Annotated in this window: 9 protein-coding genes; 6 read left to right on the top strand and 3 right to left on the bottom strand. The window is 72.8% G+C overall.

The window, feature by feature from the left end; translation table 11 throughout:
* Positions 1–98 precede the first annotated feature (98 nt).
* Entirely contained in the window at positions 99–887 is a 789-nt protein-coding gene (locus tag ACZ4Z4_RS33135; protein WP_468335715.1) for a GNAT family N-acetyltransferase, read from the bottom strand.
* Between the two features lie 345 nt (positions 888–1,232).
* Between ACZ4Z4_RS33135 and ACZ4Z4_RS33130 the strand changes: the two genes are divergently transcribed.
* The 3 genes from ACZ4Z4_RS33130 (at position 1,233) to ACZ4Z4_RS33120 (ending at position 6,129) form a co-directional block, all read left to right on the top strand.
* Entirely contained in the window at positions 1,233–1,604 is a 372-nt protein-coding gene (locus ACZ4Z4_RS33130; protein ID WP_468335710.1) for an SAV_915 family protein, read from the top strand.
* Between the two features lie 98 nt (positions 1,605–1,702).
* Positions 1,703–3,061 carry a diaminopimelate decarboxylase gene (gene lysA / locus ACZ4Z4_RS33125; RefSeq protein ID WP_468335707.1) on the top strand — a complete coding sequence of 453 codons (1,359 nt, stop codon included), beginning with the start codon at positions 1,703–1,705 and terminating at the stop codon, positions 3,059–3,061.
* 221 nt (positions 3,062–3,282) lie between these two features.
* Positions 3,283–6,129, top strand: a complete 2,847-nt coding sequence (locus tag ACZ4Z4_RS33120) for an AfsR/SARP family transcriptional regulator (protein WP_468335704.1) — start codon at positions 3,283–3,285, stop codon at positions 6,127–6,129.
* On the opposite strand, the gene ACZ4Z4_RS33115 is transcribed toward ACZ4Z4_RS33120, so the two are convergent.
* The gene (locus tag ACZ4Z4_RS33115) at positions 6,101–7,024 is read right to left on the bottom strand and encodes an SDR family oxidoreductase (RefSeq protein ID WP_468335701.1); all 924 of its coding nucleotides are present in this window, start codon (positions 7,022–7,024) and stop codon (positions 6,101–6,103) included. The two genes, ACZ4Z4_RS33120 and ACZ4Z4_RS33115, sit on opposite strands and share 29 nt — an antisense overlap.
* Before the next feature lie 196 nt (positions 7,025–7,220).
* Here ACZ4Z4_RS33115 and ACZ4Z4_RS33110 point away from each other — a divergent pair, with 196 nt between their 5' ends.
* The 3 genes from ACZ4Z4_RS33110 (at position 7,221) to ACZ4Z4_RS33100 (ending at position 10,336) form a co-directional block, all read left to right on the top strand.
* Positions 7,221–8,516 (top strand): cytochrome P450, encoded by a 1,296-nt coding sequence (locus tag ACZ4Z4_RS33110; RefSeq protein ID WP_468335698.1) that lies wholly within the window; start codon positions 7,221–7,223, stop codon positions 8,514–8,516.
* Complete coding sequence (locus ACZ4Z4_RS33105; RefSeq protein ID WP_468335695.1) at positions 8,513–9,175, top strand: HAD family hydrolase; 663 nt, start codon at positions 8,513–8,515, stop codon at positions 9,173–9,175. The genes ACZ4Z4_RS33110 and ACZ4Z4_RS33105 overlap by 4 nt, the downstream gene beginning before the upstream one ends.
* Before the next feature lie 324 nt (positions 9,176–9,499).
* Positions 9,500–10,336, top strand: a complete 837-nt coding sequence (locus tag ACZ4Z4_RS33100) for a SigB/SigF/SigG family RNA polymerase sigma factor (RefSeq protein ID WP_468335692.1) — start codon at positions 9,500–9,502, stop codon at positions 10,334–10,336.
* Positions 10,337–10,406: 70 nt separating this feature from the next.
* Here ACZ4Z4_RS33100 and purB read toward each other — a convergent pair whose 3' ends face one another.
* Positions 10,407–11,849 (bottom strand): adenylosuccinate lyase, encoded by a 1,443-nt coding sequence (purB, locus tag ACZ4Z4_RS33095; RefSeq protein ID WP_468335689.1) that lies wholly within the window; start codon positions 11,847–11,849, stop codon positions 10,407–10,409.
* Between the last annotated feature and the right edge of the window lie 45 nt (positions 11,850–11,894).

Raw genomic sequence — 11,894 nt, 5'->3', positions numbered from 1 at the left:
CGGTGCCACCGAAGGCTGTGACCTTGCCCTCTTCTGATCGCTCTTGATCTCGAACGAGCGGACGGCTATTGCTTGCCGGACACCTGCCGCCTGCCGTGTCAGGCGGGCACCTGTGCGGCGTGCCGGGGCGGGGCCACGGGCTTTCCGGTGACGTACTGCACGTACTCGCGCCGCAGCCGGAAGCCCGCAGTCCAGGCCAGCAGGCGGCTGGGGCGGTTCTCGCGGCCGCAGGACCAGCTCGCGGTGCGGCCGCGCGCGGTGATGTCCGCGCACAGGGCGGTGACGCAGGCGAGGGCGAGGCGCTCACGGCGGCGCTCGGGCGCGGTCAGCACGGCCACGTCCTCGTACGCCTGTCCGGTGAAGTAGCCGCAGGCCACGGCGGCGACCCGGCCGTCGCGGTCGACCGCGGCCCAGGCGTGCCCGGAGGCAGCCAGGCCCTCGGGCCCGCCCCAACTCTCATGTATCCACGACGAGTCGGCGGAGAGGTCGGCGAGCGCGGGCGCGTCCGCGGGCGTCAGCCGGCGGACGGTCACACCCCGCGGCGGACGGGGCGGCTCCACCGGTTCGCGGTGGATGTACACCATGCGTTCGTCCGGTACGACGCGGTCGAAGGCGCTGCCCAGGACCGGCAGGAAACGGGCCGGGGCCTCGACATGGCTGTGCGCGAAGGGAGCCAGCAGCTCGGGCGCGACACTGCCGGGGTCACCGCTCAGCAGCACGTGGCCGGCGCACGAGACCGCCACGGTCCGCGGGTCCAGGGCGCGGTCCGCCCACCAGCTGCCGACACCGGTCGCCGTGACGTGCTCGGGCAGGGCGGCGGGCCCGGGGGCCCCGGGGGCGAACCAGCGGGGCACGGCGGGCAGATGGTGCGGGGCGAGCTGGATCATCGGGGCTCCTCCGGAGTGAAACCTTCGAGTGAAACGGGGCGCCGGGCGACAGCCGGGCCGTGACCGGGGGCCGGGTGTCCCGGCGCCGGGTTCCCGTTCCGTGGGTCATCCAACTGGTCCGCACGCGCGGACCGCAAGAGCGGTCCGCAGCTTTGCCGTCGCCCTGACGGGAGGGACGGGCCGCGCGCCAGCGTCGCGTCAGGGGTGGACGCACAAGCGTCAACGTCGCGTCATGAGCGCTCGGTCGCCGCCCCGCGCCGGGCATAACGTCGTCGTGTGCCGCGGAGCACCGAACGGGCCCGCGGCTCTTCCTCAGCATCCCTGCTGTCTCCACTGGAGGTACCCATGGCCGAGCTCCCGTGCGGCGAGGACCCCGAGCCCTGTGAACCGGGCCCGGCCGGACCGCTGTTCGTCCCCGTCCGGCCGGGACCCGCGGGCTGCGTCGCCCGCCTGTTCCGCACACCCGTCGGCGGGCGCACCGCCGTCGCCTTCACGACTGCGCACCGCCTGAGCGCCGCACTCGGGGACCGGCAGGCCTGGATCAGGCTCTCCGAACCGGCGCTGCGGTCCCTCACCGAGCCGCTCGGCGTCAGCGAAGTCACCGTCGATCCGCGCCTCGCCGCGCACCCCGTCGGCCTGCCGCAGCAGATCGCCGTCCGCCGTGGCCCGGCCCCGCGTAGGAGTCTCGTCGGCGCCGGTCGCTCCGACAGCACGTGACGACCGAAAAAGCGGCGGTACGAGACGACGACACGACGAGAACGCGACACGACGAGACCGCGACACGACGAGACCGCGACACGACGAGAGAAGCTGTCATGACCACCCTCCGCGAAGCCCCGCTCGACGCAGCGCCGGTACAGGCCTCGGCGCCGGCTGCGGAAGAACTGTCCGTCTGGCCCACCTCCACCACCCGGCTCGCCCACGGCGACCTCGCCGTCGGCGGCGTGCCGCTCACCGAAGTCGCCGAGCGCTTCGGCACCCCCGCGTACCTCATCGACGAGGACGACGTACGCACCCGCTGCCGTACGTACCGGCAGGCCTTCCCCGACGGCGACGTCCTCTACGCCGCGAAGGCGTTCCTGTGCCGCGCCATGGCGCACTGGATGGACGAGGAGGGCCTCGGCCTCGACGTCTGCTCGGCCGGTGAGCTGGAGCTCGCCGTCACCACGGGCTTCCCCGCGGACCGCATCGTCCTGCACGGCAACGCGAAGAGCCCGCACGACCTGCGCGCCGCCCTCCGGCTCGGCGTGGGCAGGATCGTCATCGACAGCGCCTCGGAGATCGCCCGTCTGGCCGCGGCCGTCCCTCCGGGCAGCCGGCAGAAGGTGCTGGTCCGGGTGGTGCCGGGCATCGCGGCCGGCGGCCACGCCAAGATCCGTACGGGGACCGACGACCAGAAGTTCGGCCTGTCCCTCGCGGACGGCTCCGCCCAGCACGCGGTGGCCCGCATCCTCGGCCAGCCCACGCTGGAGCTGGTCGGACTCCACTGCCACCTCGGCTCACAGATCACCACGGAGAAGCCCTTCCTCGCCGCGGTGCGCCGCATGGTCGGGCTGCTCGCCCGGATCGAGGACCAGCACGGTGTCACCCTCCCCGAGCTGGATCTCGGGGGCGGCCACGGCATCGCGTACCGCCCCGACGAGGAGGCGCTCGACATCACCGCGCTCGCCCGCAGGGTGCGGGCCGAGCTGACCGCGAGCTGCGCGGCGGCGGGCCTGCCGGTGCCGCGCCTGATCGTGGAGCCGGGGCGCGCCATCGCGGGCCCCGCCGGCGTCGCGCTCTACCGGGTCCTCGCCGTGAAGCGCACCGGCGGCAAGACCTTCGTCGCCGTGGACGGCGGGATGAGCGACAACCCGAGGCCCGCCCTCTACGGCGTGCGCTACGCGCCCCGGCTGGTCGGTCGGCGCTCTCCGGCGGAGCCCGCCCCCGCGACGGTCGTCGGACGGCACTGCGAGGCTGGCGACGTCCTCGCCCCGGACGTCCCACTCCCCGGCGACGTGCGCCCGGGGGACCTGCTCGCCGTGCCCGTCGCCGGGGCGTACCACCTGTCGATGGCCTCCGGCTACAACATGGTGGGCCGTCCGCCCGTGGTCGCGGTGGCCGACGGCCGCGCGCGGCTGCTGGTCCGCCGGGAATCCCTGGAGGACTTCCGCAGGCGCGACGTGGGCCTGTAGCGCCCACTGCCGCCCATGACCTCCAGGACTGCTGTCGCCCATGACCTCGGTGGTCGAGGCGGCACCCGCCCCCCAACGGGCGCCGCACGGCCCACTTTTTCCGGCCGAGTATGGCCAAACCTTGGACAGAACTTGAATCACCAGGTCAGGCTGGGCCGCGAAGCGGCCGGAAATGGGCCGTGCGGGACGGGCGGGGACAGCGCGAGGGGGAGGTCCGGGCAGTGGCGGCGCGGTTCACGGTGCTCGGTGATGTCGAGGTCCAGGTGGACGGTCGGCAGATCGACGTCGGTCACCTGCGGCAGCGTTCCGTGCTCGCGGTGCTGCTGGTCGAGGCCAACCGCACCGTCTCGGTGGACCAACTGGCCGACCGCGTCTGGGCGGACCGGCTTCCGCGACGTTTCCGCACCACCCTCTACAGCTACCTGTCCCGCCTGCGGCAGGCCCTGCTCGGCCTGGACGCCGAGGACACCGGCCCGCGGATCGTGAAAGAGCCCGGTGGCTACCGCCTCACCGTCGACGCCTCGACGGTGGACGTGCACCGCTTCCGGAGTCTGGTGACGCGGGCCAGGGCGGCCGAGGACGACGAACGCGCCCTGGCCCTCTACGAGGAAGCCCTCGGCCTGTGGCGGGGCGAGCCGTTCGCCACCCTGGACACGCCCTGGTTCGGCGGGCTGCGCGAGAGCCTCGTACGCGAAAGGTTCGCGGCCGAGCTGGACCGCAACGACCTCGCGCTGAGCCGCGGCCGGCACGGGGAGCTGCTGGCCGAGCTGACCGCGCGGGCGCAGGAACACCCCCTGGACGAACGGCTGGCCGGTCAGCTGATGCTCGCTCTGCACGGAGCCGGGCGGGCGGCCGATGCCCTGGGCCACTACCGCACCACCCGGGAGCGGCTCGCGGAGGAGCTCGGCGTGGACCCCGGGGCGGCCCTGCGGGACCTGCACCAGCGCATCCTCACGGCCGACGCGTCGCTGGATCCGAACGCTCCGCCCGCGGCCGCCGCCCCGCTGCCCGTGCCCCGCCAACTGCCCGCGCCGCCCGGCGTGTTCACCGGCCGCGGCAAGGAACTGGACCAGCTCTCGCAGGCCCTGGACGCCGCGGAGGGCGAGGGTCCTGGCGGGACCGTGGTGATCTCGGCGATCGGCGGCATCGGCGGCCTGGGCAAGACCTGGCTGGCCCTGCGCTGGGCGCACGAGAACGCGCACCGGTTCCCGGACGGCCAGCTGTATGTGAACCTGCGCGGGTTCGACCCGGCCGAACAGCCGATGTCCACCACCCTCGCGGTACGCGCGTGGCTCGACGCGCTGCAAGCCGACCCGGACAGCATTCCGGCGGACCCGGAGGCGCAGGCCGCCCGGTACCGGAGCCTCGTGGCCGGGCGGCGCATGCTGATCCTCATGGACGACGCCCGCGACGCCGACCAGGTCCGCCCGCTGCTGCCCGGCAGCCCGTCGTGCACCGTGCTGATCACCAGCCGCAACCGGCTGACCGCGCTGGCGGCGACGCACGGCGCCCAGCTGGTGCCGCTCGACGTCCTCGGCCGGGACGAGGCGCGCCACCTGCTGGTCAGCCACCTCGGCGCGGCCCGGGTGGCGGCCGAACCGGACTCCGTGGCCGCGCTGATCGACCACTGCGCGGGACTGCCGCTGGCCCTCGGGGTCGTGGCCGCCCGCGCCGCCACCCACCCGGACTTCCCGCTGACCGTCCTCGCCGCCGAGCTGAGCCGGTCCACCGACCGTCTCGACGCGCTGGACATCGGCGACCTCACGGCCAGCCTCCGGGCGGCCTTCGCCGCGTCCCACCGTGCCCTCTCCCCGGCGGCCGGCGACCTGTTCGTCCTGCTCGGCCTGGCCCCCGGCCCCGACATCGGCCTGGCCGCCGCGGTGAGCCTCGCCGCGCTGCCCCGGGCCAGGACGCGGACCCTGCTGATGGAGCTCGACTCCGCCCACCTGGTGCGGCAGGAGCGCCCGGGCCGCTACCGGATGCACGACCTGGTGCGCCTGTACGCCGCCGAACTCGCCGGCGAGCGACCCGCCCAGGACCGGGAAGCCGCGCTGACGCGGCTCGTCGACTTCTACCTCCACTCCGCCTACGCGACCAACCGGTTCCTCGACGGCCCGCACACGCTGTTCGACTTCCGGCTCGAGCCGCCGGCACCCGGATGCGAGCCGCTGCACCCGACGGACACCACGTCAGCGCTCCGGTGGTTCAACGAGGAACACGCGTGCCTCCTCGCCGTCCAGGCCCTCGCTCTGGCCACCGGCCGCGACACCGCGGTGTGGCGACTGGCCTGGTGCCTGATCACCTACCACCTGGCCGGCTACCGCCTCACGGAGTACATAGCCTTCTGGCGGTCCGCCCTGACCGCGGCCGAACACCACGGGGACAACCCGGCCGCCAGAACCCTGACGCATTGGCGCTACGGCCACGCCCTCTCCCTGACCGGCGACTACGCCGGGGCCCTGGAGCACCTGGGACTGGCCCTCACCCTGGCCGAGGGCGCCGACGACGTCGCCGGGCAGGCACACATCTGCCGCACCCTCGGCAGGGTCTGGGAGCAGCACGGCGACGACGCCCGCGCACTGGACCACGCGCGGCGCGCCCTCACCCTCTACCAGCGTCTCGACAACCCCGTCTGGCAGGCCAACCAGCTCAACGCCGTCGGCTGGATGTACGCGCAGCTCGGCGAATACCCGCAGGCGCGCACCCACTGCGAGCAGGCGCTGCGGCTCTACGAGGAGCACGCCCGCCCCATCGACGCCTCCTCCACGCTCGACAGCCTCGGCTACATCGCCCACCACACGGGCCGGCACGAGCAGGCCCTCGCGTACTACCGGCGCGCTCTGGCCCTCTTCCGCGAATACGAGGACACCACGAACGAGGCGGACACCCTCGCCAACCTCGCCGAGACCCACCACGCCATGGGCAGTCCCGACCTCGCCCGCGAGGCCTGGCAGCAGGCGCTGGCGCTGTACCGGGCCCAGAACCGCATGGGACCGGCCGAACAGGTGGCGGCCCGCCTGAGCGACGGGGGAGAGGATCTCAGCGGGTGTCGGTCTCCCCGCCGGTGACGGCGAGCACCTCACCCACGGTGAAGCTGGAGTCGGCCTCGGACGCGAAGTACACGTACGCCGGCGCGAGCTCCTCCGGCTGGGCGGGGCGGCCCAGCGGGGTCTCGTCGCCCAGGTGGACGAGCCCTTCCTTGGGCATGTGCGGGTCGGAGTTGTTCAGGACGGTCCAGGTGGGGCCGGGCGCGACGACGTTGGCGCGGACGCCCCGGCGGGCCAGGTGCGAGGCGATCGACTTGATGAAGGTGATCAGCGCGGCCTTCGAAGCCGCGTAGTCGATCATCGTGTTGCTGCCCTTGAGTGCCTCCTCGGTCGCCGTCGCGATGATCGCGTCGCCCTGGCCGAGGTGCGGCAGGGCGGCCATGACCAGGTGGAAGCACGCGTAGACGTTGGTCTTGAACGTGCGGTCCCAGTCGTCGGCGGTCAGCTGCTCCAGCTCCAGCTTGCTGTTCAGGTACGCCGCGTTGTTCACGAGGATGTTGAGCCCGCCGAACTCGGCCACGGTGCGGGCCACCGCGTCGCGGCAGAACTCCGCCTCGCGCAGGTCTCCCGGCAGGAGCAGACAGGCCCGCCCCTCGGCCTCCACGGCGCGCCGGGTCTCCTCCGCGTCGCGGTGCTCCTGTGGCAGGTGCACGATGGCGACGTCGGCGCCCTCGCGGGCGTACAGGACGGCGACGGCCCGGCCGATGCCGGAGTCGCCACCGGTGATCAGCGCGGCCTTCCCGGTCAGCTTCCCCGCCGCCTTGTACCGCGGGGCCATGTAGCGGGGCGCCGGTGTCATCTCGGCTTCCAGGCCCGGCGGGTCCTGCTTGTGCGCGGGGAACTCGGGGGTCGGTTCGGTCGCTCCCTGCGATTCCCGGGAAGCGTCGGCACCCGGAGTGGTCTGCTGATCCCGCATGGGGAGGCCTCCTTTCACGATCTTGGCCGTACGCCGGGTGCCCTTCCGCATCACGGCCGAAACGGGGTGAAGTACCCGCTTCCCCCGCGCCCGGGCGTGTCGACTTCGCGCATCTGGCCCCCTTTCGCCCTGATTCGCGAACGCGTCACCGGGGAACCCGTGAGCAGTGATCGACAGGTTCCACCCAGGAGGCTCCATGCTGGACAACACGCTGCCGCTGCTCACCCAGGGCTACGCGTGGCTCCCCGACCTGACCCGCCGACGCGGACCGGGCGCCGTCCGTACCCGCTTGCTGGGCAAGCCGGCCATCGCGCTGCGCGGCCCCGCGGCCGTCGGATTCTTCTACGACGAGGACCACGTACGCCGTCGCACGGCCCTGCCCGAACCCATCCTCGCCACGCTCTTCGGCAAGGGCGCCGTGCACACCCTCGACGGGGCGGAGCACCGGCAGCGCAAGGACCTCTTCGTGTCGGTCCTCAAGGACGCCGCGGGTCTCAGCGGACTGGCGAGGCATGTCGCCGACGAGTGGGACCGGTCCTGCAAGGAGTGGGCCGACCACCCCCATGTGACATTGTTCGACGAAGTGAGCGTGCTGATCACGCGTGCCGTGTGCGCATGGGCGGGCGTCCCCCTCCCGGAGCACCCCGACGACGAGTCGCGGCGGACCGCGCGGGACCTGGTGGCGATGGTCGACGGCTTCGCCACGGCGGGGCCGAGGCACTGGAAGGCCCGCCTCGCCCGACGGCGCCAGGAGGCGCGGCTGGCCGGGCTGATCGAGGACGTACGGTCGGCGGGCGCGGAGGCGTCGAAGGAGACCGCGGAGGCGTCGAAGGGGCCCGAGGGACCGCCCTCCGTGGTGGCCGCCGTGGCGTTCCACCGGGACGCCGACGGTGAACTGCTCACCCCGCACACGGCCGCCGTCGAGCTCCTCAACATCCTCCGGCCGACCGTCGCCGTGACCTGGTTCACGGTGTTCGGGGCACACGCCCTGCACCGGCACCCGGCGCTCCGGGAGCGGCTGGCCGCGCAGGACGAGGGCTACGCGCGGGCGTTCGCCCACGAGGTGCGGCGCTTCTACCCGTTCGCGCCGTTCGTCGCCGGCCTCGCCCCCGCCGACGTCGAATGGCACGGCGAGCCCATCGCCGAGGGCACCATGGTCCTCCTCGACCTCTACGGGCAGAACCACGACCCCGAACTGTGGGACGCGCCCTACACGTTCGACCCCGAGCGCTTCACCGGCCGCGAACCCGGACGCGACGAACTGGTCCCGCAAGGCGGCGGGGAGGCCGCCCAGGGCCACCGCTGCCCGGGCGAGGACGTCACCCTCGTGGTGCTCAGCACCCTGCTCCCGCGCCTCGCGCGGCTCGACCACGACGTCCCCGAGCAGGACCTGCGCATCCCCCTGAACCGTGTGCCGACCAAGCCCCGCAGCGGCTTCGTCATCAGCAACGTGACCGAGCGAGAGAAGCGAGAGAAAGTAACGCAGCGATGAGACGTGCGGCGCTGTTCGACGTCGACGGAACGCTGACCGACACCAACCACCTGCATGTGACCACCTGGTGGGAGGCGTTCCGCCAAGCGGGACACCGGGTCGCGATGCACGACATCCACCGGGCGGTCGGCCTCGGCTCGACCGACCTCATCGCCCATCTGCTCGGTGAGGACCGCGACACCGGCCAGGACGAGGAGATCAGTGCCGCGCACAGCACCCTGTACGGCACGTACTTCGACCGGCTGCCCGCGCTGGAGGGCGCGAGCGACCTGCTGCACGCGCTGCACGACCGCGGCCGGCGCATCGTCCTCGCGACCTCGGCGGGCGGCTCGGAGCTCGCAGCGCTCCGCCGGGCCATCGACGCCGACGACGTCATCGTCGGCATCGCGAGCGCGGACGACGTGTCCTCGGGCAAACCGGCCCCCGACCCCGTCCACCACGCCCTGGAGATCGCCGAATGCGCCCCGGAAAACGCGCTGTTCGTGGGCGACACGGTGTGGGACATGCGGGCGGCGTCCCGGGCCGGCGTACGCAGCGTCGCGCTGCTCTCGGGCGGCATTCCCCGGAGCGACCTGGAGGAGGCCGGCGCCTCGGCCGTGTACGCGCACCCCGCCGACATGCTGAGCCGCCTGGACAGTGAAGTCCTCGCCGGCACCTAGGGCTTGTGTGGTCGGCGCCTGGGGCCCGTGTCGGAGACCGACCGGCCGCACCCCAATGCGGCCGGTCGGCGTCGCGGGCGCCCGACGGCCGTTCCGGCGCTGCGCACCCCGCGTCCCGTATGCCCCACCCCTTCACGGGTAATCACCCCGATCTCCTTGCTCACACGGCTGTTTGACCCCCAAGACGCCGGGCAGGCGAACGTCGTGCTTCGGACCGGAGGCGCGTTCGCGGGAGCGGTGTGTTCACTCCCGGTGGATGCCTGTCACTGGGGCGCCCCGTTTCTCGCGGTCACATATTGGCGGCACCGTTGAGGAGCGATTCTGATGCCTACGGACCTCACTGCATACTCCGCCCGTCGTCGTGCGGCGGGCCGGCACCCCCACAACGACGCACCGGACACCACCGCGGATTTCGCCCGGCTCGCGACCCTCGATGACGGCCCCGAGCGGGAAGTCCTGTGCGAGCAGATCGTCGAGGCATGGCTGCCCATGGCACACCGGCTGGCCGCCCGTTACCGCAACAAGGGCGAGAACCTGGAAGACCTGCGGCAGGTCGCCGCGATGGGCCTGGTCAAGGCCGTCAACCGGTACGAGCCGGGCCGCGGCGCCTTCGAGAGCTACGCCGTGCCCACCATCACCGGCGAACTGCGCAGGCACTTCCGCGACCGCATGTGGGACGTGCGGGTGCCGCGCCGCGTCCAGGACCTGCGCAACAAGGTTCGTGCCACCCGCCGCGAACTCATCGACCAGCCGGGCAGCGGCCCCGAGCCGGGCATCGCCGACATCGCCGCGCACGCGGGTCTGACCGAGGACGAGGTGCGTGACGGCATGCAGGCGATGGAGGGCTACAGCGCGCTGTCGCTGGACGCCGAGATCTCCTCCGCCGACCCCGACGGGTTCAGCCTCGCCGACACGCTCGGGGCGCCGGACGCCGCGTACGACATCATCACCGACCGGGAGGCGGCCAAGCAGGGGCTGCGGAAGCTTCCGGAGCGCGAGCGGACCATCCTGTACCTGCGCTTCTTCGAGGACATGACGCAGAGCCGGATAGCGGAGAAGCTCGGCATCTCCCAGATGCACGTCTCGCGCCTGATCAGCCGCAGCTGCGACCGCGTGCGCGCCGAGGCCGGGTACGCGGCCACCGGGACCCGGGCCGCTTGAAGCGGGGCGGGCGGCGACGGCACGGCCCGTCCACCGAACCGGTGGACGGGCCGCTGAGAAGGGGCGAGAGCTACAGAATCGCGCCGGGCGTGTACGCCGCGGCCTCGGGGTGCTTCTTCAGCAGCTCCTCGATCCGTGCGACGACCGTGGCGACCTGGTCGCTCGCGGCGCCGGTGAAGGACAGCTTGTCGGCCATGAGCTCGTCCAACTGGGCGCGGTCCAGCGGGATCCGGGCATCCGCGGCGAGCTTGTCGAGCAGTTCGTTGCGCTCGGCGCCCTGCTCACGCATCGCGAGCGCGGAGGCGACGGCGTTCTCCTTGATGGCCTCGTGGGCCTCCTCGCGGCCGACGCCCGCGCGCACCGAGGCCATCAGTACCTTGGTGGTGGCGAGGAAGGGCAGGTAGCGGTCCAGCTCGCGCGCCACAACCGCCGGGAAGGCGCCGAACTCGTCGAGCACGGTGAGGAAGGTCTCCAGCAGACCGTCGAGCGCGAAGAACGCGTCGGGCAGGGCGACCCGGCGTACGACGGAGCAGGAGACGTCGCCCTCGTTCCACTGGTCGCCCGCCAGCTCACCGGTCATCGAGGCGTAGCCGCGCAGGATGACGGTGAGGCCGTTGACGCGCTCGCAGGAGCGGGTGTTCATCTTGTGCGGCATCGCGGACGAGCCGACCTGACCCGGCTTGAAGCCCTCGGTCACCAGCTCGTGGCCCGCCATCAGGCGGATCGTCTTGGCGATGGAGGACGGCGCGGCGGCGACCTGGACGAGCGCCGTCACGACGTCGTAGTCGAGGGAGCGCGGATAGACCTGGCCGACGGAGGTGAAGGCCGACTCGAAACCCAGGTGCGAGGCGATGCGCCGCTCCAGGTCGGCGAGCTTCCCGGCGTCGCCGCCGAGCAGGTCGAGCATGTCCTGGGCGGTGCCCACCGGGCCCTTGATGCCGCGCAGCGGGTAGCGGTCGACCAGCTCGTCCAGGCGGCGGTACGCCACGAGGAGCTCGTCGGCGCCGGTCGCGAAGCGCTTGCCGAGCGTCGTCGCCTGCGCGGCGACGTTGTGGGAGCGACCCGCCATGACCAGCTCGGCGTACTCACCGGCGAGCTTGCCGAGGCGGGCGAGGACCGCGACGGTGCGGGAGCGGATCAGCTCCAGGGAGAGCCGGATCTGCAACTGCTCCACGTTCTCGGTGAGGTCGCGCGAGGTCATGCCCTTGTGGACGTGCTCGTGCCCGGCGAGGGCGTTGAACTCCTCGATGCGGGCCTTCACGTCGTGGCGCGTGACCTTCTCGCGCTCGGCGATCGAGGCCAGGTCGACCTGGTCGAGCACGCGCTCGTAGTCGGCGATGGCGGCGTCCGGCACCTCGATCCCGAGGTCCTTCTGCGCGCGCAGCACGGCGAGCCAGAGCTGGCGCTCCAGCTTCACCTTCTGCTCGGGCGACCAGAGGGTCGCGAGCTCGGCGGAGGCATAACGTCCGGCGAGGACGTTCGGGATACGGGGCTTTGCAGGCGCAGCAGTCACGTGCATGGATTCTACTGGGCATTCATGCAGGCCAGCGCCACGCCC

This window comes from Streptomyces sp. NPDC030245, from assembly GCF_055572995.1.
The sequence above is the reverse complement of the archived record's forward strand: the minus strand, read 5'-3'. Positions and strand labels throughout refer to the sequence as shown.

Excerpts from the sequence above, each read along its gene's own strand:
- ACZ4Z4_RS33135 (WP_468335715.1), bottom strand. The coding sequence starts at position 887 with ATGATCCAGCTCGCCCCGCACCATCTGCCCGCCGTGCCCCGCTGGTTC.
- ACZ4Z4_RS33130 (WP_468335710.1), top strand. The coding sequence starts at position 1,233 with ATGGCCGAGCTCCCGTGCGGCGAGGACCCCGAGCCCTGTGAACCGGGC.
- lysA (WP_468335707.1), top strand. The coding sequence starts at position 1,703 with ATGACCACCCTCCGCGAAGCCCCGCTCGACGCAGCGCCGGTACAGGCC.
- ACZ4Z4_RS33115 (WP_468335701.1), bottom strand. The coding sequence starts at position 7,024 with ATGCGGGATCAGCAGACCACTCCGGGTGCCGACGCTTCCCGGGAATCG.
- ACZ4Z4_RS33110 (WP_468335698.1), top strand. The coding sequence starts at position 7,221 with ATGCTGGACAACACGCTGCCGCTGCTCACCCAGGGCTACGCGTGGCTC.
- ACZ4Z4_RS33105 (WP_468335695.1), top strand. The coding sequence starts at position 8,513 with ATGAGACGTGCGGCGCTGTTCGACGTCGACGGAACGCTGACCGACACC.
- ACZ4Z4_RS33100 (WP_468335692.1), top strand. The coding sequence starts at position 9,500 with ATGCCTACGGACCTCACTGCATACTCCGCCCGTCGTCGTGCGGCGGGC.